20 protein-coding genes and 2 rRNA genes are annotated in these 22,411 nt (G+C 50.6%); 12 read left to right on the plus strand and 10 right to left on the minus strand.

Features of this window, described 5'->3' with window-relative positions; genetic code table 11:
* The 3 genes from ACNRUY_RS11780 to ACNRUY_RS11790 form a co-directional block, all read left to right on the plus strand.
* Positions 1-109 (plus strand): 23S ribosomal RNA (locus ACNRUY_RS11780); the annotation flags it as partial.
* Between the two features lie 145 nt (positions 110-254).
* Positions 255-370 (plus strand): 5S ribosomal RNA (gene rrf / locus ACNRUY_RS11785).
* Between the two features lie 264 nt (positions 371-634).
* Positions 635-1,189: a class I SAM-dependent methyltransferase gene (locus ACNRUY_RS11790; RefSeq protein WP_488111833.1), complete on the plus strand. Its 555-nt coding sequence runs from the start codon at positions 635-637 to the stop codon at positions 1,187-1,189.
* On the opposite strand, the gene ACNRUY_RS11795 is transcribed toward ACNRUY_RS11790, so the two are convergent.
* Positions 1,158-1,853, minus strand: coding sequence for a DUF2238 domain-containing protein (locus tag ACNRUY_RS11795; RefSeq protein WP_488111834.1), 696 nt, complete (start codon positions 1,851-1,853; stop codon positions 1,158-1,160). The genes ACNRUY_RS11790 and ACNRUY_RS11795 overlap by 32 nt on opposite strands.
* A gap of 85 nt (positions 1,854-1,938) precedes the next feature.
* Between ACNRUY_RS11795 and ACNRUY_RS11800 the strand changes: the two genes are divergently transcribed.
* Positions 1,939-2,292 carry a RidA family protein gene (locus tag ACNRUY_RS11800; protein ID WP_488111835.1) on the plus strand — a complete coding sequence of 118 codons (354 nt, stop codon included), beginning with the start codon at positions 1,939-1,941 and terminating at the stop codon, positions 2,290-2,292.
* Between the two features lie 64 nt (positions 2,293-2,356).
* Complete coding sequence (locus ACNRUY_RS11805; protein ID WP_488111836.1) at positions 2,357-3,406, plus strand: TauD/TfdA family dioxygenase; 1,050 nt, start codon at positions 2,357-2,359, stop codon at positions 3,404-3,406.
* Positions 3,407-3,426: 20 nt separating this feature from the next.
* Here ACNRUY_RS11805 and ACNRUY_RS11810 read toward each other — a convergent pair whose 3' ends face one another.
* On the minus strand, positions 3,427-4,095 hold the full coding sequence (locus tag ACNRUY_RS11810) for a 7-cyano-7-deazaguanine/7-aminomethyl-7-deazaguanine transporter (RefSeq protein WP_488111837.1): 669 nt from the start codon (positions 4,093-4,095) through the stop codon (positions 3,427-3,429).
* A gap of 154 nt (positions 4,096-4,249) precedes the next feature.
* Between ACNRUY_RS11810 and ACNRUY_RS11815 the strand changes: the two genes are divergently transcribed.
* The 3 genes from ACNRUY_RS11815 (at position 4,250) to ACNRUY_RS11825 (ending at position 7,952) form a co-directional block, all read left to right on the plus strand.
* Entirely contained in the window at positions 4,250-6,712 is a 2,463-nt protein-coding gene (locus tag ACNRUY_RS11815) for a penicillin acylase family protein (protein ID WP_488111838.1), read from the plus strand.
* A gap of 187 nt (positions 6,713-6,899) precedes the next feature.
* Positions 6,900-7,421, plus strand: a complete 522-nt coding sequence (locus ACNRUY_RS11820) for a hypothetical protein (protein WP_488111839.1) — start codon at positions 6,900-6,902, stop codon at positions 7,419-7,421.
* A 162-nt stretch (positions 7,422-7,583) separates the two neighbouring features.
* On the plus strand, positions 7,584-7,952 hold the full coding sequence (locus ACNRUY_RS11825) for a hypothetical protein (RefSeq protein ID WP_488111840.1): 369 nt from the start codon (positions 7,584-7,586) through the stop codon (positions 7,950-7,952).
* A 59-nt stretch (positions 7,953-8,011) separates the two neighbouring features.
* Here the strand turns inward: ACNRUY_RS11825 and ACNRUY_RS11830 are convergent, their stop codons facing one another.
* The 5 genes from ACNRUY_RS11830 to ACNRUY_RS11850 all read right to left on the minus strand — a co-directional run bounded on the left by ACNRUY_RS11830 (position 8,012) and on the right by ACNRUY_RS11850 (position 14,541).
* On the minus strand, positions 8,012-9,277 hold the full coding sequence (locus ACNRUY_RS11830) for an MFS transporter (RefSeq protein WP_488111841.1): 1,266 nt from the start codon (positions 9,275-9,277) through the stop codon (positions 8,012-8,014).
* Between the two features lie 202 nt (positions 9,278-9,479).
* Positions 9,480-10,736 (minus strand): MFS transporter, encoded by a 1,257-nt coding sequence (locus tag ACNRUY_RS11835; RefSeq protein ID WP_488111842.1) that lies wholly within the window; start codon positions 10,734-10,736, stop codon positions 9,480-9,482.
* Between the two features lie 178 nt (positions 10,737-10,914).
* Positions 10,915-12,093 (minus strand): M20 family metallopeptidase, encoded by a 1,179-nt coding sequence (locus tag ACNRUY_RS11840; protein ID WP_488111843.1) that lies wholly within the window; start codon positions 12,091-12,093, stop codon positions 10,915-10,917.
* Positions 12,094-12,211: 118 nt separating this feature from the next.
* On the minus strand, positions 12,212-13,447 hold the full coding sequence (gene ispG / locus ACNRUY_RS11845) for a flavodoxin-dependent (E)-4-hydroxy-3-methylbut-2-enyl-diphosphate synthase (protein WP_488111844.1): 1,236 nt from the start codon (positions 13,445-13,447) through the stop codon (positions 12,212-12,214).
* Between the two features lie 218 nt (positions 13,448-13,665).
* Positions 13,666-14,541 (minus strand): LysR family transcriptional regulator, encoded by an 876-nt coding sequence (locus ACNRUY_RS11850; protein WP_488111845.1) that lies wholly within the window; start codon positions 14,539-14,541, stop codon positions 13,666-13,668.
* Between the two features lie 103 nt (positions 14,542-14,644).
* On the opposite strand from ACNRUY_RS11850, the gene ACNRUY_RS11855 reads away from it, so the two are divergent.
* Together ACNRUY_RS11855 and ACNRUY_RS11860 are read left to right on the plus strand one after the other, a co-directional pair.
* The gene (locus tag ACNRUY_RS11855) at positions 14,645-15,847 is read left to right on the plus strand and encodes an acyl-CoA dehydrogenase (RefSeq protein WP_488111846.1); all 1,203 of its coding nucleotides are present in this window, start codon (positions 14,645-14,647) and stop codon (positions 15,845-15,847) included.
* Between the two features lie 4 nt (positions 15,848-15,851).
* Entirely contained in the window at positions 15,852-17,096 is a 1,245-nt protein-coding gene (locus ACNRUY_RS11860) for a CaiB/BaiF CoA transferase family protein (RefSeq protein ID WP_488111847.1), read from the plus strand.
* Between the two features lie 136 nt (positions 17,097-17,232).
* Here ACNRUY_RS11860 and ACNRUY_RS11865 read toward each other — a convergent pair whose 3' ends face one another.
* Positions 17,233-19,272 carry a transglycosylase SLT domain-containing protein gene (locus ACNRUY_RS11865; protein ID WP_488111848.1) on the minus strand — a complete coding sequence of 680 codons (2,040 nt, stop codon included), beginning with the start codon at positions 19,270-19,272 and terminating at the stop codon, positions 17,233-17,235.
* Between the two features lie 384 nt (positions 19,273-19,656).
* On the opposite strand from ACNRUY_RS11865, the gene ACNRUY_RS11870 reads away from it, so the two are divergent.
* Positions 19,657-19,848, plus strand: a complete 192-nt coding sequence (locus tag ACNRUY_RS11870) for a type II toxin-antitoxin system RelB/DinJ family antitoxin (RefSeq protein WP_488111849.1) — start codon at positions 19,657-19,659, stop codon at positions 19,846-19,848.
* A 21-nt stretch (positions 19,849-19,869) separates the two neighbouring features.
* Here the strand turns inward: ACNRUY_RS11870 and ACNRUY_RS11875 are convergent, their stop codons facing one another.
* Positions 19,870-20,583: a hypothetical protein gene (locus ACNRUY_RS11875; RefSeq protein WP_488111850.1), complete on the minus strand. Its 714-nt coding sequence runs from the start codon at positions 20,581-20,583 to the stop codon at positions 19,870-19,872.
* Positions 20,584-20,616: 33 nt separating this feature from the next.
* Between ACNRUY_RS11875 and ACNRUY_RS11880 the strand changes: the two genes are divergently transcribed.
* Positions 20,617-20,979 (plus strand): Rieske (2Fe-2S) protein, encoded by a 363-nt coding sequence (locus ACNRUY_RS11880; RefSeq protein ID WP_488111851.1) that lies wholly within the window; start codon positions 20,617-20,619, stop codon positions 20,977-20,979.
* A gap of 18 nt (positions 20,980-20,997) precedes the next feature.
* Here ACNRUY_RS11880 and ACNRUY_RS11885 read toward each other — a convergent pair whose 3' ends face one another.
* Positions 20,998-22,293, minus strand: a complete 1,296-nt coding sequence (locus tag ACNRUY_RS11885) for a hypothetical protein (RefSeq protein WP_488111852.1) — start codon at positions 22,291-22,293, stop codon at positions 20,998-21,000.
* Positions 22,294-22,411 lie beyond the last annotated feature (118 nt).

The raw sequence follows: 22,411 nt of genomic DNA on the forward strand, positions 1-22,411 counted from the left end.
TTAGAGGTCCCTGAAGAGCCGTTAAAGACTATGACGTTGATAGGTTGGGTGTGTAAGTGCTGTGAGGCATTGAGCTAACCAATACTAATGACTCGTGCGGCTTGACCATATAACGCCAAAGCGATTTAGAAATCAGTTGACAGAGGTCAGAGACCGGTTGTCAGTTGAAGCCATACGCAAGAGTGTGAAGCAAGAAAACAGCTTAATTACCGGATTCCAGACGAGAGAAATAGGTTTCTCTTGTTAAAGTTTCGCCTGGCGACCATAGAGCGTTAGAACCACCTGATCCCATCCCGAACTCAGTAGTGAAATGACGGATCGCCGATGGTAGTGTGGGGTTTCCCCATGTGAGAGTAGGTCATCGCCAGGCACTTATTAGAAAACCCCAGTCGAGCAATCGATTGGGGTTTTTGTTATAGGCAAAAAAAACCGCCTGCATCCATCCGTTTCATTATTAGTTGTTTTATGCATCTTCTGTGATTGTTGCGCTTCGCGATGCTCAGTAGCAACCTAAAGCGTAATATTTGTGCGTGCAGTTATACTATTGAAAATAGCCTTTTGACTCATTTCAATGAATATATACGAAAAGTATTTACTTCCACGGCTGCTTAATTGTGCATGCGGCTTAAAGCCGATGACGAAACAGCGTGAGAAGGTTGTACCTCTGGCAGAAGGGCGGGTTTTGGAGATAGGAATAGGGTCGGGACTTAGCCTGCCTTTCTATACTCCGGAAAAGGTCAAGCATTTATGGGGTTTAGATCCCTCCAGAGAGTCATGGTCTTTAGCGCGTAACAAACAAAGGAATCTTGGCTTCGAAGTTGAGTTCATTGAGGCATCTGCTGAGAATATTCCACTGCATGATGGCAGCGCTGATACTGTAGTAATGATATACACTATTTGTACGATTGCTGACGTACCCTCTGCGCTTGGAGAGGTGCACAGGGTGCTCAAGCCTGGTGGTAGTCTTTTGTTTTGTGAACATGGCCTGGCACCGGACGAAGGCGTGAAGCGATGGCAAAACCGTTTAACCCCTCTTTGGGGAAGGATAGCAGGGGGGTGTAACCTCAATCGGCCCATTCCCGATTTGATAGAACAAGCCGGGTTTAGTATCCGCAGCATGGATGCCATGTACATTTCTGGATGGAGACCGGCTGCCTTCAATTATTGGGGAATTGCAAATCATCGTTAATACCAAGTTTTTTAATCTGCAGGTTGTGAAGTCGGCTTAAAGTGAGAAGGGTGAATGTGGCTCCAATGAGCGCCAGGCCCATATCAGACTGAGTGTCCCATACATACCCCTGGGTTCCTAAAAATGCATCAGCGCTCTCGCCGGTTGCCAGAGCTACCCACCATTCAACGAGTTCGTAGAAAGCACTCAGAGCCAGACAGAAGCAGAGAGTGAAGAAAGCCTGCCAGTGTACACCGTTAATAATATGCTTTCGGATGATAATTTCCCGTGCAATCAGGGCTGGTACCAGGCCTTGAAAAAAGTGCCCCAGCTTGTCGAAGTTATTTCTGTCTGACCCCAGCCATCCTTTCAGGTCATTAAATAATGGCACTTCTGCATAGGTATAGTGACCACCGATAAAGAGTATCATGCAATGGCAGAGTACAAGTGTGTAAGCCAGGGGTGTCAGTGGAAAGCGACTGCGCGTCAGTAACAATGCCAATGCGCCTATGATTGCTGGTGTCACTTCCAGAAACCAGATGAAATAGTTTTCTGGATTAATAAAAGACCATGTCAGCATGATAAGGTAAATAACGATCCAGAGTATTGTGCCCATCTCCCGCTCCCAAAGTGTCCAGTATTTTCTTCCTAGGTTCGTGTTGACTGTAAAGTCCGCTTCTCCCAAAGAGGGCGGTTATCAGCAATAGGTTTTCGAGGTAGCTGTTGATAAGATTCTGGCCCATTTAACACTGTGCATGGAGAAGTTTTGCATGATGATTGAGCGTCAGGAAATCAAGCAACGTATGAGCCGGATTGTTAAACACAATGGTACTGTCTACCTGTGCGGCCAGGTAGCCGCTGATGCCAGTAAGGGAATCAGAGAGCAGACGGAAACCATGCTGGCTAAAGTGGATGGTTTGCTTGAGCAGGCAGGCAGTGACCGGGAGCATATGCTGTCGGCAACCATCTACATCAAGGATATGGCGCTATTTTCTGAAATGAACGCTGTCTGGGATGCCTGGGTGCCTGAAGGGCACGCTCCGGCAAGAGCCTGCGTGGAAGCCAGCATGGCGAGGCCGGAGTTACTGGTAGAGATTTCAGTGACAGCTGCGATTAAAGAATAACCACTTTATCTATCACGTCTTTTCTGAGCTACTTTAAAGGCTGCTGGTTTTTTAAGGCATTGTTATGCATCAGTCGCCTGTCATGCACCCAGCTGCATGGACTCGATCAGAAACGGGCAGCATTGCCGCTTTCAGTGAACGTTTCACCGACGATGAGCTTGAGTCACTGGAACGGATTGTTGCCTGTTATCGCCATCACTTGAAAAGTAACAGGGTGGAGTCCCTGTGGGTGGGGTCTGACGTCTTTAAAAGCCTGAAACCATCGATTAGCCGATGGCAGGCCAGGCTTTTTTCTGGCAGAGGGGCTCTGATTCTTAAAGGTTTTCCACTGGATCGCTTCTCACCCAGAGAAAGAGACTTATTATTCTGGATGCTGGGGCAGAGCCTTGGTACGCCGATCGCCCAGTCTGTTAAGGGAGAGTTGCTGGGGCGGGTCGAGGATGAGTTTGGAGAAAAGCCCGGTGCCAGAGGGTTTCGAACAAGGAAGGAGCTGGAGATGCATCGGGACCGTGGCGACCTTGTCATGCTATTGAATGTCAGGCCATCCAGCCATGGTGGAGTCAGCAGATTGGCCAGTGGTTATGCCGTGTACAATGCCATTGTTGATCAGGCTCCTGAGCTTTTAAAGGTGCTTTCTCATGGGTTTCGCTGTCAGCTTTCTGACAGTATCCGGAAAGGGGAAGGCGGGACGGTTACGCCCTTTCGCTGGCCTGTGTTTTCCCGAAGAGAGGGCAGGTTGACGGTTCAGTTCGTCAAGTCATTGATCATCAAGGGCGCTGGAACTCTAGGAGAGCCCTTGAGTGATAAGCAACTGGCAGCCATTGAGTGTTTTCAGAATCTGGCCGAAAGTTCGGAACTATGTCATGGGTTTGAGATGGAGCCTGGAGATCTGGCGATATACAACAATCACATGATATTGCATGGACGAACCGGATTTACGGACCCGGTGGGGGAGAAAGGGCGCCTGCTGTTGAGGCTCTGGCTTCTTTCTCACAAGTCCTGGCCCCTGGCTCCAGTGTTACAGGGCATTCATCATGACTGCTGGTATGCCACACATACGGTGGCTGGGCCTGATCATCCCTTCCGGGCGATTGCCCGGAAGGCAGTACATTGACTGGTGGTTGTAGATGTTACTCAGCTTCTCACAACGGCCTGTTTGGGAGCCACATTAAGGGGAATATTGAGTTTATGAACCAGGAAGTTCAACAGAACGCCGTACATAGGCAGGAAGAACAGCAGACTGATTAGAAGCTTGTAGCCGTAATCCACCATGGCGATTTCCATCCAGTGAGTGGCCATGAAAGGGTCTGCGGAACCGGCAAAGGCCAGGCTGAAAAAGCTAAGGGTATCGATCAGGTTGCCGGCCACGGTGGAGCATGCAGGGGCTACCCACCATGCCGCATACAGCCGGAGACGGTTGAACACAGTGATATCCATGATCTGGCCAATCAGATAAGCGGCAAAGCTGGCAACGGCGATCCGGGCGACAAACAGGTTAAACCGGGCCAGGCTCTCAATGCCCTGAAACGCGCCATCCACAAACAGAACAGACACCAGATAGGAAATCAGCAGGGCCGGGAACATGGCCAGGAATATGATTTTACGAGCCTGCTCTGAACCATAGATTCTTACGGTTAAATCGGTGGCCAGGAAAATAAAGGGAAAAGTAAAGGCCCCCCAGGTGGTGTGCAGACCTCCCAGCTGGAACGGAATCTGTACCAGATAGTTACTGGCGGTAATGGTGATGATGTGAAAAACCGAAAGCAGGAAAATCAGGTTGAGGCTGCTATTGCTCTTTTGCATTGCAAATCCTTTTTGGCTGAGGTGAGGGAACTCAGGTACAGAAAGGAGCCTGCACCAGTAAGAAAACGGGGCATTATATCCCTAATTCCTTTAAGGAATAAAACACAATTTTTGATAGGCCATCGCTCTATTTCGAAGCTTCCAGAAACAAACTATGATAGTTTCCGGCCTTGATAATAATAACGATAAGTGGAGTACCCCTATGATGACCTGGCTGAAGCGGGGCTTTTTTCTGCTGACAGCACTTTTGTTTGTTGTCATTCTCAGTGTGTTTATTCTATTGCGTCAAAGCCTTCCCGCTCTGGATGGAGAGGTTAAGGTTCCAGTGTTGCAATCTTCAGTCACTGTGAAGCGCGATAAGCTGGGAGTGCCCCATATAGAGGGGAGCTACCGCAATGACCTGGCTTTTGCCACCGGCTATCTCCACGGACAGGAACGTTTTTTCCAGATGGATCTGAACCGGAGAAACTCTGCAGGAGAGCTGTCTGAACTGGTTGGCGCTGTCGCTCTTGAGCATGACAAAAAACAGCGGAAACACCGGTTTAGAGACGTAGCTAGTGTAGTGGTCCGGCAGGTTCCCGATGAACAGCGAGCCCTGTTAGAGGCTTATACTGCCGGGGTTAATCGAGGTCTTGGGGATCTCGCCGCCAAGCCTTTTGAATACCTGTTGCTGAATGCTGAGCCGGTACCCTGGCGGAATGAAGATACTTTTCTCTCTGTATTCAGTATGTACATGGATCTCAATGATGATGAGGTCAAGCTGGATAATCTGAAAGGGTATCTCAGTAGAGTGGTGCCTACTGTGGTGATTGATTTCCTTTCGCCCCTGAAAACCCGGTGGGATTCTCCTATACAACCGGGTGAACTGGCTCTGGTGCCTACGCCTGGCGAAGAGCTGGTCAATCTGAGAAGTCAGCCGCCCGAACTCTATGCCAATCTTGCGGGTACATACCAGGAAGCGGATTTGGGAGACAGTGTTATTGGTAGCAATAACTGGGCGGTTTCCGGAAAGCTGACGGAACATGGTGGTGCCATCGTAGAAGATGATATGCACCTCAGTCACAGGGTGCCCACCCTCTGGTATCGTGCCCGGTTGACTTATCCACACCCGGATCAACCGGGCGAGACTGTGGATATCACTGGAGTGACATTGCCTGGCACTCCTATCATTGTGGTGGGCAGTAACACCAATGTGGCCTGGGGCTTTACCAATACGGCCGGTGACTGGGTCGATCTGGTGGAACTTGATATTCAGGGGAATCAGTACAGGACGCCGGAAGGGCTCCGGCCTTTGGCAGTATGGAAAGAAGTCATCCGTGTGAAAGGGCAGGAACCGGTAGAGGTTGACTATCAGGGAACCCACTGGGGGCCGGTTATTGAGTCGGCCTATGACAAGACCCGTTACGCTTTGCGCTGGACAGCCCATCAGCCAGAAGCGACCAATGTTAATTTGCTGCACCTGGAACTGGCCAGCAATATTGACCAGGCCATGGCTATTGCCAATACCAGCGGTATCCCTCCCCAGAATTTCACCACCGGTGACCGGGAAGGGAATATCGGCTGGACGGTGGCTGGGCGCATCCCTAACCGCTCAGGGATTGATTCTACTTATCCACTGCCCTGGCAGAAGGCGGATAAAAACTGGGATGGCTGGCTCCCTGCGGTGGATTACCCTCGAGTGGTTAATCCACCGACCCAGAGAATATGGACGGCCAATGCCCGGATTGCCAGCGGCAGTGACTATCAGAAAATCGGTAATGGGGGGTATGCCCTGGGGCCGCGTCAGATGCAGATCCGAGATGCCTTGATGGCACTGGACTCTGTGGATGAGTTAGCCATGTTGGACGTGGCTCTTGATCATCGGGCGCTCTACATGAATAAATGGCGTCGTCTTTTGCTGACAACATTGTCTGATGGCTTGTCTGAAGATAGCGGGGCTGGCCATGCCGGGCGGCAGCGCTTTTATGAGCTTGTGGATAACGGGGCTGCCATGGCGGCAACGGATGATGTGGGGTATCGACTGCTCAGGGAATATAACGATGCTTTGAAATTGAAAATCCTCTCTTCACTGGGACGGTACTTCCTTTCTCTCTCACCTGAGGCCCGTACAGATGTTGATGATGGGTTCATGCAGAAACTGAATCATGAGACGGAAATGATCTGGCGCCTTCTGGATGAGCGTCCTATGAACTGGCTTTCTCCTGAATACGGTACCTGGGATGAGCTTTTGATTGAAACGGTGGATGAAGTGGTGATTAAACTCGGTGGTGTGGATAAGTTATCCACTGCCACCTGGGGGGAAAGAAACCGGGCCGATATAAAACACCCTTTGAGCAGTGCTTTACCGGGTATCGGGAAATGGTTGAACATGCCTGCTGTCCCTCTGGCGGGGGATATATGGATGCCACGAGCACAGAAGCCGGATAAAGGGGTTTCCCAGCGTATGATTGTTGCCCCGGGCAGGGAGCAGGAGGCCATCTTTCATATGCCTGGAGGCCAGAGTGGCCATCCGCTCTCTCCCTTTTTTAAAGCGGGTTATGAGGATTGGGTGGAAGGGGCCGCCTCTTCTTTTCTTCCCGGAGAGACAAAGTATACTTTGACCCTGAAACCTGAGTGATGGTGTTACCCGTCTAGCAGCCTGTGGTGAGCCCGACAGGCTGCTAGCATTTCATGGCGGGGTAATCTGTATGTCAGTACTGTCAATAGACTGAAAAAGTGAAGGGCTAAAGTGACTTCCGATGTTAGCATGCTGCCCGGATATTCAATTCTGATCCTGAACAATCAATAAGAAAACAGGTGACAGGATGCGTTTTTTTCAGAAAAGAAAACCTCAACCAAGGTTATACCTTGGGGATGTTTTTGTCGTCAAAAGGCAAGACTGGAAGCGGTTTATTGACCAGTGGAGTCTGATGGGGGCGGAAAATTTTGACTGTATTTTAACGACAAAATTAAGAGACATTTTTGAGCTGCCACTGGCCAGAGACATTCGCTCCCCGGAAGATCGTGATCTGGCAATTGATATCATTGTGCCCAGGTATCAGCTGGGAGCAGGACTGTCAGGTTCATTAGCGGGTCATAGACTCTTCTTTTTCTGGCGCCCAAAGATTCAGGTTAAGGCCAGAATATACCGGATTAATACGGGAAAAACCCTTCAGGAAGTGCAGTGCCGGGCCTGCCTGGGGTGGAAGGCGTTTTTCTCTCGTATTTTTTCAATCAGAGGGATTCTGCCATTTCAACCAACGTTTGATTCAAAAGATATGGAACCCCTGCTTTATAAGGGGTGCCTTGATGCTATTGAAAAGCTGAGCAGCCAGAAATACAGCTGATTGGCAGAATTTCAAATTCCAGTCTCCAAATAATGAACCGGTTTTTTTCGGATACCAAGGCTGGTATAGCAAGCATAGCTCCGGCAGTCTCCAGACTTCAGTTGATCATTCCTGAATAAAATCTTATAAAGACTACCCTTTTGGAGAATGGTCTGTATCACCATGAGTCGCTTTATTCGGTTTGCCTTTGTTAGCCTTGCTCTTGTGTTGTTCGGTTGTGATCATCAGGAGGTCGCTTTTACGAGTCAGGTCAGCCTTGTCTCCACGGAACAGCCTGGTGTTTATGATGTAAACCTGGTTTTGGAAGAAGCTCAGGGCAAGCAGGTATTATTGGCGCTTAACCCTTCTCTGAGGGTGCTTAGTGGCGAAGAAGGTGAGCTGGAAATTGGGGACAGCGAAAATTCATTGAAGTTCAGTGCTACTGTCACGGGGAGAGACGCTTCTGAAGAAGCACGGGTTAAGGTTGTTCTGAGCAGAAAAGGAAGAGTCGTATACTCAGAGGAACGAACCGTGTCCATTAATGAGCACTGATATCGGTTGATTTCATGGAAACATCGAGTTGGTAGGTAAAGTTTCAGTTTTTTTAAATGCTAAATGCTATCCAGTTGCAACTGATATCGGTCTTCCCAGCGGATTGCCAGAAGAATAAGCAGCATGCTCAGGGTGGCGGGCCAGAGCCCTGGAGCAAGAAGGTAGCCTTTGCTGCAAAGCCACTCCAGCATCATTGGAGTGATTCCTCCAAAAAAACTGAATGCAAGGTTGTGGCAGAAAGCGACACCGGTATAACGGGTTTCAGTTGAGAAGAGCTCTACCATACTGGCTTCGTAGATGCCCATGATCATTCCTGCAGAGATCAGCAGAGGAAGAATTGCCATAAAAGGCGAAAGTACCCCTCTGCTCAGGAAAAACAGGGAGGCAGGGACTGCAAACAGCATGATAAAGGCACCTGACCAGATCAAAGGAAGTCTGCCGATACGGTCTGATAATATCGCCATAACCAGGCTGATGGAGGCCAGCAGTAAAAAAGCAATGAAACTCATTGATAGAACTGTTGTCTGATTCAACCCAAGATAATGCTGTTCGTAACGGGGCATGAAAAACAGAACCGAAATGGCCACTGCAGGAACACCGGACAGAATGACTCCCCTGGTTAGATCCATTCCGTTCTTTTTAAGCAGGTGAAGGCTTGGCCATGTTTGTTTTCTTTCTCTGTTCATGGACTTATAAACAGGGGTTTCTTCGAGAGAACGCCGAAGCCATAGGCTGATCAGCCCGAGCCCGGAACCCAGCAGAAAGGGAATGCGCCAGCCCCATTCGTAGACAGCCTGTTCACCTAACAGGTAAAAAAGCAGGGCGACAGAACCGCTGGCAAGCACATTGCCAAACGTTACTCCGCTGACTACCAGACCTGTCACCAATCCTCTTTTGGCCTGGCCTGTATATTCTGAGGCAAAGACCACCGATCCGGGGATTTCTCCCCCCAGAGACAGTCCTTGAAGAATCCGGAGTACCAGCAGGGTAAAGGGAGCCATTGCTCCCCAGAGTTCATGGGTTGGAAGCAAAGCAATACCCAGTGTGCTCAGGGACATGGTGATGATCGAAATCATGTAATAGCGTTTACGCCCTCTGGTGTCACCACCGTGGGCAAAGAACAAACCGCCAAAAAAACGGGCCAGATAGCCTGCAAAGAAAAGCATCAGTACAGGCATAATCCCCCCGAGCCCTGAAGAGGCGGGGAAAAAATTGGCGGCCATGACGGGAGCCAGGAAGATCAAAAGGGTAAAGTCAAAAAACTCCAGAGTCGCGCTTAATGTAGTGATGGCTCTTAATCGAAGAAGAGGGTTCATATTGTACATTCGTATTGGTTCTTAGTTATTGATAAAAACGGATAGCCTTAATCATGGAAGGAAATGGGTGTCGAAAAAAAATGCTCCAAAATTTTTTGAATAATGTTGTTCAAAAGCAAAAAGATAGCTATGGAATGAGTGTTGTCAAATAAAAGGTTGAGATGTAAATAGAATTTTTATTACTCATCCTTTATTGATAACAGGGCGTTATTTAAATATTTTTGAGCTCTTTCTGGTAATTGTCTTTCCAGCGAAATGCAAGCAACATTAGTAGGCAGGTAGTCAAGGCTGGCCATATACCAGGGGCGATCAGCCATCCATGGCTACATAACCACTCCAGAAGCATGGGGGTTGCCCCGCCAAACAGGCAGTATGCCAGATTGTGACATAAGGCTACGCCGCTATAGCGATTTTCTGTGGAAAAGAGTTCAATCATGGACGCTTCATAAACACCATTGATCATGGAGAGGGATAAAATCAGGGGAGTGAGAGACCAGGCTAGTGATAGATAACCATTTACGAGTAGATAAGTGGCTCCTGGCACAAGAAGTATCATTGTCAGAGCACTGCAACGAATGAAAGGGAGTCGGCCTATTTTGTCAGAGCAGATAGAAAACACCAGACCAAGAGCGGCAATCAATGAAAAGATGATAAAGCTGAGTGAGAAAATAGAAATATCACTTATTTTCAGATATTCAATTTGAAATCTGGGAATATAGAAGAGAGTGGAAACAGCAACGGCAGGCACGGAGGCCAGGCTGACTCCCTTCAGTAAGGAAAATCGACAGAATTTCAGTAAATGAAGGCAAGGTACTGACTGCTTTTTCAGGCTGCCCAGGGAATGGTAGACCGGTGTTTCATCCAAAGCATAACGTAGCCAGAGACTAATGATGCCAAGGGCAGATCCACAGGCAAAGGGAATGCGCCATGCCCACTCATTAACGGCGGGTTCTTCAAAAAGATAATAAATAAGGCTAACCACAGCGCTGGCAAGAACGTTTCCCAGCATAAGGCCACTGACGATCAAACAGGTGGCAAGTGCTCTTTTTCCTTTTCTGGAATATTCTGCAGCATAAACCAGGGATCCTGGTACCTCTCCACCGAGAGATAATCCCTGTAATATTCTTAAGACCAGTAATAGAACGGGGGCTATGGATCCCAATAAATCATAACCGGGAACCAGGGCAATCCCAAGGGTACTTAGAGACATGATAATCATGGAATTCATGTAATAAGGTTTTCGGCCCCTGGTATCACCGCCATGACCATAGAACAATCCGCCAATAAACCGGGCAAGATAGCCAGAAAAAAACAGAATCAATACCGGCATAATGCTTCCAAATCCTGAAGAGGCTGGAAAAAAGTGATAGGCGATCGCCGGAGCAAGAAAAATAAACAGAGTAAAATCATAAAACTCAAGGGTGGCGCTAAGAGTCGTTATAAGCCTTATCCGGAAAGACAGTTCCATAATCAGGCCTTTTTACCTGGGGCAGGGAATGTTAGATTTTTACCTTATTGGTTTAAAAACTAAAGATAGGTTTTCCAAAAGTATTGTCAAATAAATGGAGTGTTTAGTTTATGGTTTGAGATTAATATTATTTTTTTGTTGGGGTAATTTGATTGATGGCTATTTTAATAGTTGATTGTTACCCATTAATTGAGTCACAAAAATTCAGGGCCGTTCGATACCAGGTGTTATAAACCGGTAGTATGTCTTTGAGAAGAATCCATTCGTTATCTGCATGAACATTTCCGGAGTGAACACCGAAGCAGTTGATGACTGGTGCCATATGGGCCAGAACACAGCCCACACTGGTAGGGCCACTGGCAACCAGAGGGAGAGCCTGTCCGGTGGCACGCTGGGCCTCGGTATGAACAATCTGGACCAGCCGGGATTCCGGGGGGGTAAGAAAGGCTGGGTAATACTGCACTTCTTCGAGACTGAAGTGGCTGCCAGGAAAGGCATCGACCACCGAGGCAATGGTTGTATTCAACTGTTCCAGAACACTGGCTTTGTTCATGGAGGGAAGCAGCCGGATATCGAGAAAAGCGGCACAGAGATCAGGAACCTTGTTCAGGGCATCCCCCCCCTTGATCAGGGTCGGCTGGAGTTGGCTGCCAAAAGGGAAAAAGGCTTCCTGAGACTCTGACAACGTGGTTTGTCTCAGTACTGAAAGTGCCTCCGTCATAATTGTAATGGCGTTGACCCCTTTTCGGGAGCGTGAGCCCGGGTGAGCAGAAAGGCCCTGAATTTTGAGCCAGAGACGGAAAAGGCCCCTGGCGCCAATGGAAATTTCATTGGCTCCCTGATAGCCAAGAATAATACCATCCGGTTTGGGGGCTTGACGGATGATTTCACGAATTCCGGTAAAGCGGCCAGACTGTTCATCCGCATCAAAGGCAAGCACCAGTGTTCCCTTAAACTGGTTATCCTGGGATAACTGCCGTGCCAGCACAGAAAATAGAGCGACTGCCAGCCGGGCATCGGCCACGCCGCGACCGGTCATTCGATCGCCATGTATTTCAGCCTTAAAGGGGGATTCCGTTTTCCAGTTGGCCGGGTCTCCCGCAGGTACTGTATCCAGGGGACTTTCCAGCCAGAGCACCGGCCCATTTCCTTTTTTGAGGGTACACAGGACAGAGGGGTGTTGTTCAGGTCCGATGAGGGTTGGGGATAAACCAAAGTGGGTCAATTTGTCATGAACAAAGTTGGCAATGGCCTGCTCCGTGTCCAGGTCGGTCTGGGCAGGGATAGCGGTCAGATCTGCCGTCAATTGAATAATTTCTTCTGTTAACGAGTCGTAGGAGAAGGAGGGTTCAGGCATGACAGTGACTGGCGGTTAATTATTCCATTCATTATTTGATTAAAGCAGTGATTGCAGAGGGTGTGTTGTATTTATTAAAAGCCCTCCTGCACGTTCTGTACGGCAGGAGGATTTTCAGTCAGTGGCTGGCGATGAGTTGATCCCTGGGGGCATAGGTTTTGTGAACGTAATCCTCGATCATCTGTTTATATTCTTCGGTGATATTGTCACCTTTGAGAGTCGTTACCTTGACGCCATCCACAAATACGGGGGCTGAAGGCGCCTCTCCGGTTCCCGGCAGGCTGATGCCGATATTGGCGTGTTTGCTTTCACCCGGCCCGTTAACCACACAGCCCATCACCGCGACTTTCATCTCTTCCACACCTACAAACTGGTGCCGCCAGTTGACCATTCGGCTGCGCAGGAACCCATCCACTTCATCGGTGAGCACCCGGAAGAACGTGCTGGTGGTTCGGCCGCAGCCTGGGCAGGCCGTAACTTCCGGTGAAAAACTGCGTACATCCAGGGCCTGGAGTATCTGCTGGGAGACGATCACTTCTTTGTCCCGGGAGGCGTCTGGTTCCGGGGTAAGTGAGGTTCTGATGGTATTGCCAATACCCTGCTGCAGAAGCACCCCCATGGCGACACTGGAAGCAACGATCCCCTTGCTGCCCATGCCAGCCTCGGTCAACCCCAGGTGCAGAGCATATTGGCAGCGGTCTGCCAGCATCTGATAGACACTGATCAGGTCCTGAACCCGGGAGACCTTGCAGGAAATGACGATCTTGTCTTCTCCAAGGCCATGTTTCACGGCGGCATCTGCACTGGTCAGAGCTGAAAGCACCAGAGCTTCGTGCAGAATCTCCTGAGACGATTTGGGGTTGGCCGACTGGGCGTTCTCATCCATGAGGCGGGTGGCAAGTTCTTTATCCAGGCTGCCCCAGTTCACACCGATTCTCACCGGCTTGTTGTGCTTGATGGCCACATCAATCATGGTATTGAAGCGGTCATCTTTCTTGTTGCCGAAGCCCACATTACCGGGGTTGATCCGGTACTTGTGAAGCAGCCTGGCGGTTTCATCGTATTTGGTCAGCAGGGTATGACCGTTGTAGTGGAAATCGCCGACGATCGGCACATTACAATTGAGCTTTGCCAGGCCTTCGTAGATTTTCGGAACGGCTGCTGCTGCCTCTTCTGTATTGACCGTTATACGCACGATTTCTGAGCCCGCATCCGCCAGCAGCTTAATCTGGTCGATCGTTCGTTTTACGTCCGCCGTATCCGTATCGGTCATGGACTGCACCACCACTGGAGCATCACCACCGATGGTGACATGTCCAACCTGAACAGCATGGGTTTTATGGCGCCTGTCCATTAACGGGAATCTCCTGAAATTTAAAATAGGGTGATGACAGTTTATCAGAACTTCACGTGCTGTCTTGTCCTGTGCGCTTCTGTTGGCCTGTCCGGATCAAATTAAGTACTTCAGTGCATTATTTTGGGAGGAGCTGTCGGTTTAAGAACTGCTGGTGTAACGAAGAGTACCATGCTGATAATCTGGCAGCGCCGGTAGCATCCATTTTCTTTGATTCATCATTCAGGTTCAGTTCCGGCCAGGAAATGTAGAAACGCCTGGTTGGCCCTGGAAAGGGTTCGTCCCTTCAACCAGGCCAGTGCCAGTCCAAAGGATTCCTCTTCCACAAGGTCGATGCCCACAATGCCAGGCTCCTTTTCCGCCATCATGGTCAGGCCCACACCGATGCCAACCCCCTGGCGGATCATGCGAGCAATCAGTGGCAGGAAGTTGGTTTCCAGCTTAAGGGTGGGAGTGACCCTGTTGTTCAGGCAGAGCTGATCCAGTCTCTGGCGAAGGTGGTAGTCGGGCTGATAAACAACCATGGGTTTATGATGGAGTTCGTGGATGGATATTGCTGTTCTGGATGACCAGGGGTGGTTTTCAGGAACACACAGCTGCATTCGCTCACTGACCAGTGGCTGAGTGCTCAAGGCTGAGGGCGTATTGTCCAGGGTTATTACACCCAGTTCACACTCCTGTTCGAGCAGTTGTTTCCGGATATTGGCTGTTCCCGCCTGTTGGACTGAGGCGTTCAGGCCAGGGTACTGCTCCAGAAAAGGCGTCAGCAGCTCAGGCAGTGCATAGTTGGCCAGCATTGCCGGGCAGAGCAAAGTGACGGTGCCTGTGACCAGGGTGTTGACCTCCCGGAGCTGGCTTTTGAAGCTTTCCATTTCAGCCAGGACTTTCAAGGCCTGGTGATAGGCTACCTCTCCTTCTGCAGTGAGTTGAATTTTACGACGGTGTCTGTGCAGTAGCGGGCAGCCGGTCTGTTCTTCCAGCTTTCGGATGGCAATGCTCACGGCGGGTTGGGCCATATGAAGCAGGCGTGATGCCTCACTGAAGCTGCCAAGTCTTGCCACTGTCGTAAAGATTTCAAGCTTGCGGATATCCATACCGGTAAATCATATATGAATGATATTAAATAGATATGAAATATATATTTAATTTATTTTGCCTGGAGAAGTAATCTGATTTCCATCAGAAACCTTCTTATTAATGCGTCAGAAGAGAGATAACAACGCTATGGGTGGATGGGCACAGATGGACTGGCAGGACCCTTTCTTGCTGGAGCAACAACTCAGTGAAGAGCAGCGACAGATTCGGGACAGCGCCCGGGAGTTTGCCAGGGAACAACTGCTGCCCGGGGTACGTGAGGCTTTCCGTCAGGAGCAGACCGATCCGGAGCTGTTTCGGGCCATGGGACAGTTGGGGCTGCTGGGATCAACGTTAAAGGGATACGACTGTGCCGGGGTGGATTATGTCAGCTATGGACTGATTGCCCGGGAGATCGAAAGGGTGGATTCTGGCTACCGCTCCATGATGAGTGTCCAGTCGTCCCTGGTGATGTATCCGATTTATGCATTCGGCAGTGAAGCCCAGAAAGAGCGGTATCTGCCAGCGCTGGCCAGGGGCGAAAAGATCGGCGCCTTTGGATTAACCGAGCCAGATCATGGTTCGGACCCGGGAGGTATGCTCACCCGGGCAAAAAAAGTGGAAGGGGGATATTCCATCAGTGGTGCCAAGACCTGGATTACCAACAGCCCGATAGCGGATGTGTTTGTGGTCTGGGCAAAAACCGATGATGGCCAGATCCGGGGATTTGTCCTGGAGCAGGGAATGACAGGGCTGACCACCCCGAAAATTGAAGGCAAGTTGGCGCTTCGTACGTCGGTAACCGGACAGATTGTCATGGACGAGGTTCGAGTGGGTGAAGCCCAGATGCTGCCCGGAGTTTCAGGGTTGAAAGGTCCGTTCAGCTGTCTGAACAATGCCCGTTACGGGATTGCCTGGGGAGCGATGGGGGCTGCGGAAAACTGTTGGCACACGGCCCGGGACTATGTGATGGATCGAACCCAGTTTGGGCGCCCCCTGGGAGCGACCCAGCTGGTGCAGACCAAACTGGCCAATATGCAGACGGAAATCGCCCTGGCGTTGCAGGGAGCTGTCCGGGCGGGGCAGTTGATGGAGTCTGGAACCATTGCGCCGGAGTTGATTTCTCTGATCAAGCGCAACAACTGCGGCAAGGCCCTGGAGATAGCCCGGCAGGCCAGGGATATGCTGGGTGGGAACGGCATTTCTGATGAATATCCGATCATGCGCCATATGTGCAACCTGGAAGTGGTGAACACTTATGAGGGCACTTACGACATTCATGGTTTGATTCTGGGAAGGGCACAAACGGGTATTCCTGCATTCTAACAACATGGACTGGGAGCGTTGCATGGGGGCATTGACGGGAATCCGTGTGTTGGATCTTTCCAGAGTCTTGGCCGGACCCTGGGCGGGCCAGTTACTGGCGGACCTGGGGGCGGAAGTGATCAAGGTGGAACGTCCGGAGCGGGGGGATGATACCCGTGCCTGGGGGCCGCCGTTTCTTAAGGACAGTCGGGGAGAGGAAACCGCAGAGTCCGCATATTACCTCTGCGCCAACCGGGGCAAACGATCGGTGTGCCTTGATTTGAGCAAAGAAGCGGATCAGAGGAAATGCCGGGAGCTTGCCGCCACCTGTGATGTGTTGATCGAAAACTTCAAGGTGGGTGATCCGGTTCGGTTGGGACTGGATTATGAGCGGCTGAAAACGTTAAACCCGGCTCTGGTTTATTGTTCCATTACCGGTTTTGGTCAGACCGGGCCTTATCGTCATCGACCGGGTTACGATCTTCTGGTCCAGGCCATGGGTGGGCTGATGAGCATTACCGGAGAACCCGATGGTCGGCCTCAGAAAGTCGGGGTGGCCGTCACCGATATTATGACCGGGCTATATGCCACGGTGGGTATTCTTGCAGCACTTAAGGAAAGGGAAGCCTCTGGCCTGGGGCAGCAGGTGGATCTGGCATTGCTGGATGTGACCGCTGCAACCCTGGCGAACCAGGCCAGTAATGCGCTGGTGGGGGGCGTTAATCCGGGCAGGCTTGGCAATGCTCATCCAAACATTGTGCCCTACCAGAGTTTTGTCTGCTGTGATGGGGAGCTGGTTCTCGCGGTGGGTAATGACCTGCAGTTTTCTCGACTGTGTCTTGTTATGGAGATGCCTCAGTTGAGTTCTGATTCACGCTATAGCACGAATGCCGCCAGAGTGGCCCATCGTGATGCGCTGATTCCTCAGTTGGCACAGCGCTTTTTGCAGCATTCCAGAGACCATTGGCTTGGCTTGCTGGAAGAGGCGGGGATTCCGGCCGGTCCTATTCATTCGGTAGCGGAGGTGTTTGATGATCCGCAGATTCAGTCCCGGGGGATGGTGGTGACCTTGCCCCATCCGAAAGCAGGTGCAGTGACAGTGGCTGGAAATCCGATCCGGTTGTCGCGAACCCCTGTTGAGTACAAGGGGGCTCCTCCTGAACTGGGAGCCGACTCTGAATCGGTTCTGGATGAACTGGCTCTAGGAGTCTGTCGGACTTACGACAATTCCGGCCTAAAATCCAGAAAGAACGGCCAAATTTTCCGATGAATTCGATTAAATAGGTCAACTATTCGCACAAATCCATCGAAAAATACGACTCGTTCTACTGAATTTTATGCTCGGAAGCATAAGTCCGACAGACTCCTAGCAGCTTGTCCCCCCTGATGCGGGTGAACCAGGGGAATCAACGCACTGTCGTTGTTGGAGTGTTCTGTACTACAAGGGGCTGGCGGTTTTCCGCCAATGTCAGAGTTGCAGCCTCTTTACGGGAGAACATCCGAACGGGCTGGTTTTGAAGGCTGCTGTAGATGACCCGGAAGGACAGGACATTCTGGACGTAGTTGCGGGTTTCATCGTAGGGGATGGTTTCAACCCAGATATCCAGGGGCAGATGCCCTCTGTCTCTCAACCAGCGCCGGACCGGGGTGCTTCCTGCATTGTAGGCGGCTGTCGCATAAATCCGGCTGTTATCGAAATTATTGGCAAGCCAGGCCAGGTGGGCGGTGCCCAGGGCGATATTGGTTTCCGGATTGAACAGTTCGGAGGTTTTGCGATAGGGGATTCTGTGTTTTTGCGCCGCCTGCTTTGCAGTGGCAGGCATTAGCTGCATCAGCCCCCTTGCACCGGCACTGGATTTCGCCCTGGGGTGAAAAGCACTTTCCTGTCGGGCGATAGCGATCACCCAGGGATAATCCAGTCTGCGCAACCGGGCATGTTTGTTGAATAACCGGGATTGAGGGGATGGAAATCGGAGATCAAGGTCATTCCAGATGGATTCCCGAGCCGCCATCATAATTGCCTGATGGTGCCAGTTCCATTGCTGGGCAAGGTGGGGAACCAGCTTGCGTTGCTGACGGCTCAGCATGGGAAGGATTCGATTTAGCTCAGACTGGGCACGGGTCAATCGTTCGTGATACAGCCATTCCCGGATACGTTTGAAGCCCTGGAACTGGACTTGCAGTTTATGGAGGGCTTTCCGGTTCACCACGTCGTCTTTGTGATTCAGCTGGAATGTCTGTTCCTTAAGGTCGGCCACCAGAAAAGCATAGAAGTTTCGTTTCTGGCTTAAGGTGGCCAGTGGAGCAGGTGTTTTTTGCTTCTTATCACTGAAACTGAGTTTCAGGCGGGCCACGCCTGACCAGTATTGCCAGCGACTGTGTTTTTGGAAGGATAGAGGCAGCTGGCTGGTCAGGGCCAGAACCTCCCCCCAGTTCTGGTCCTTGAGAGCCAGGCGGATGCGCCATTCGGTAATATCCGGGTAGTGAAAGTCTGGATCAATTCTGGCGATCTGCTCGCTGGCATTGCCCATAAAGTTTTTGGCGGCCTTGAGAGCAAGGCGCTTATCAATGGTAGACACTTGTTCTTCGGAAAAGGGGTAGATGTCCCTGAGTTTCAACCAGAGTTCAACCGCCTGATCGTAGTCTCGGGAGATCAGCCGTTTCAGACCATGGAGCAGGATGATCCGGTGGTGTTCAAGCCGACCGTTCAGGCGACTGGATTCAATGTGTGCGGGGTTGTTATGAATGCGCCAGAACAGCCGGGTTGAGGCTTTGAAGGAGGGGTCGGTGATGCTGCGGTCCAGGTATTTTGCCAGGGCGGTGTTGCCGGTTTCGGCCACCATCCAGAAGCGGGCAATGGCCAGGTTCTGGGTCAGCCCTCCTGCTTCTTTCCAATTGGCAAACAAAGAGTCGCAGGCTTCATGCTGTGACTGTCCGGTCAGCCACAAATGGCGGGCTTCTTCCCAGGCCTGTTTTACTTTGCCCAGCTTAAACAGGGCAGTTCCTTTCAGGCATTGAAAGCGGCCATTGTCATCCTCCTGATAGGCGGCCAGGTAGTCTTCCCAGCGTTTCTGTTTTGCCAGATAACTGAGCCACTGGCTGGCTAGTTGTTCGGACTGTGGAAGATCAGGGTGCTGATTGATAAACCGGTCGACGTCTTCCTGTTTGATAGAGCGGAGCCGACGGGTAAGAAACAGGTACTCAAGGTAGGGAGCCAGCGGATAGCTGTTGAGGTTCACCCGATGTTGGAAGTAGGGTTTGAAGTCCCCCCGTTTGAGGGCTTTTTCCACTCTGATGAAGAGGGCCTGCTGTCGGGTGGGGACTGCTTTTTTTGAATCGGATTCTGAGCCCGAAGATGCTGCGGCAGCAGAAGTCAGAACTGTCAGAAGAAAGAACGTTTGAAGCAGGCCATTAAGAGTGAACTTGCGCATAGTGAAAAAAGCCAATCTCAGGTTCCAGTTTGTCGTTAAAAATAACTTCCTGTTATTTCTTGAGAGCTGCTTAAGACTTGTGCTTTTCGTGTTTATGATGCCTGTTTCTGACGTCAGCACGGGCCATTTTTGCCTCACGGAAGCAACGCCTCTGGGGCGCCTTTTTAATAAGCCACAGCTATTGTTATATTTGGCAGGCTGATACGAGTCAATCGGCAAATTGTCCACCGACTGTAGCAGCGATTGCTTACAGAGCGGTTAAGGTCCTGGTACACGGGTTCACACGGTGGAGTAGCAGTAGCTGGTACGGAGATAGATTTTTTTCTTTTCAAAGGCGCAGTTCTATTAATGAAGAGTCATAATGTGCTCAGTCTTTGATAGCGGGAGTGCAATAAAACGATGGCAAAAGAGACAACGGTCAGGGCGCGGATGGATGAATCTCTGAAAACAGAAGCGGAAGAGATTCTCCGACAGCTGGGATTGACCACCTCTCAGGCGATTAACCTCTATTTCAGTCAGATTGTTTTGCACCGGGGAATGCCTTTTGATGTTCGTATTCCGGATGAGGAGGCATCAACGGGCAGGCAATAACACGTTCTGGCTGGAGCCTGGTCACCAGTACAAAAGGTATTGGCTGCTGTTTTTTAACACACCGTGCCCCTGCAGGGTGATGCGACGCTCATCGGGCTGAAAGGTTTTAATGGGGGCGATCTGATGCAGCAGATTTCCAGAATGGACCGCCAGGTAGCCGGGCTGATAGGCCACATACTGTCTATTTTCGTTATTTCCATGCCATGGCAGCAGGTCTGACAGGAAAGGAAGCCGGTCCAGAGCCTCTTTATCCTGTGGCCAGGTGTTCAGTCCTGCTCCGCTGGTCGGAAGCTCCAGTGCCAGAGTAAAAGACAGGGTATGGTGTTCAAAGTCGATGGACTCCGGGTCTTCCCACTCCAAGTCCTGGTATTGAAGGTCAATATGTCGGCTGGCAACGGGTTCCAGGAACTGTCGATGGGATTTGAAGATATGAAACCCTGGCAGTGCCTGGCCATCTGCCAAAGCACAAGTGTATCCGGTGGCTTGCTCCAGTGTTTCAATCAATCTTGAATACAGCCAGTCAAATTCTGATTTCAGAAAAGGGTTCAATCGGGCGGCTTTGCGATAATACCGAACATTGCTGATTTTTGAACTGTCCAGGTAGCTGGCGGCGCCCAGGGTAAAAAAGGGGAGTTCAAAATGCCTTTGTTCCCAGAGGTCGGATAACCTGTCCACCTGGCTGATGGCCTGGGTAATCTGATCATTGGAGAGCATGGGTATCAGTTGCATGGCCATTTAGTCATTCAGGGTTGTTTCTTCTGTATCGGAATGGCTGTTAAAGTCCTGATGGTGATCATCGTTAAAAACGGAGCAGGAATGATTCCACTGTGTTCATTGGGAGAACTGGAGGACCCGGGCAGTAAAGGGTTCAGTCATGAAAAGGGGCAGATCTTTGCTGTGCGAAAGGGGGATCAGGTATATGTTTATGAAAATGTATGCCCACACTTCGGAATCAACCTGGAGTGGCAGCCTGACCAGTTTCTTGATTCTGAGAAGCGATTGATTCAGTGCGCCACCCATGGTGCCCAGTTCCTGATTGAAAGTGGGGAGTGTATTGCCGGCCCCTGTCCCGGTGATCAGCTTAAGGCGGTTCCTGCTGAGATTCGAGACGGCGTTGTGTATCTGCTTTAAGCTGAATACCGCCTGTTTTCAGCCTCGGCGAGACCGTTTTACTCTACGGGAAGCCAGCTTCTCTTCCTGTTGGAGTGGATCTGCGTCAGTCTCCGGGAGTAATCGATACAGCAAAAACGTTAAATCACCCAATGCCCTTTGAGTGACACCACACTGTTTGTGCCTTATCAGATCTGAAACCAGCTCGGATTCCAGTTGAATGGCTGAGAAGTGGTTCTCTGTCAGGTGAGCGGGTTTGGGGGGAAGATGCTCTGTGACGCCACAGGCTTCACCTATCTGATACAGCCACCCATTAATGGAGGTTTCTGTCATTTCTCCGTGGATGCAGTTGAAGGCTTTCAGAACCAGTTCAAACCCTGCAAACACATCATCGTACTGCTCAGTCAGGTAATCCCGATCCCCAAGATTGGCATAGACGTTTTCCTGAAGCTGGGACAGTTGATCAAGCTCACTGATACTTCCGGAAAGAATATCATCCAGTAGTCGGCTGTGTGCCGCTTGAGGTCCTGCCAGATAGTCCGAGAGCTGCTCAGGGGGGGCTGTGTCAATCCGGTGATAAAGGATGTAGGTCAGGTCGCCCAGGGCAGTCCTGGCCAGATCTGACCCCCTGTATTGATGGATTTGATCAAGGGCTGTCTGGTGAAAATTGAACCCTGGAGGAGGCACTGAAGGCTGCTCTTTACTGGCAGCGGTGCAACAGAATAACTCCAGCTGAGCGAGGACGTCCGGCAGGTTATCTGAGGTTACTGCTGAAGCATTGATACCTGAAAGCATGGCCTGGGTCAGGGAGGCGATCTGTAACTGTCTGGGGTATTCGGTGAAGTCCGGTGACTCCTGAACCAGGTAAAGTATCCGCCTTTTAAGCGCTTCCAGCTCAGCGGGGTCTGTTAATTCTCCTCTCTGCAGTCGTTCCCTGAGCAAGCTTCTGGTGGCGTCCGGAGACCTCAGATATTGTTGCTTTTCGGCTTCGAGTTCGTCCACTGCCTGCTTCAGAAAGCCAAGGGTAATGGCTTTTCTGGATTGCAAGGCTGTGACAGCCCTTCCTCTGATATACGTGGGCATTGCCCGGGCAAGTCCCATCATTTCTTTCTCAGCCAGAGCCTGACAGTGCTCTTTCCAGGTGACAGAGCGGTAAATGCCCAGGACTTTTTTTAATCCGTATACGATATAGCCAAGCCAGCTGGCTATGGGGTCACCCGTTGTCACTTTTCCCCTGTGGAGTCTGACCATAGTGGAAGAGGCTGTGTGGGCGCTTTTAGCGTTCAGGAAAGATTTCAACTGGTTTAGTGAAAGAGGTCCACGGGCTGATCTCATCCAACGGGTTCCTGATGGTTATTATTTTGGAAAAGGCACTTCCTGTATTTGGAAGGATAGCCTGCTGTTACGATACACCTGCGTTTTTATTCAGAAGTGATCCTTCGTCAGAATGTGC

The sequence above is a fragment of the Endozoicomonas sp. Z74 genome, assembly GCF_057680865.1.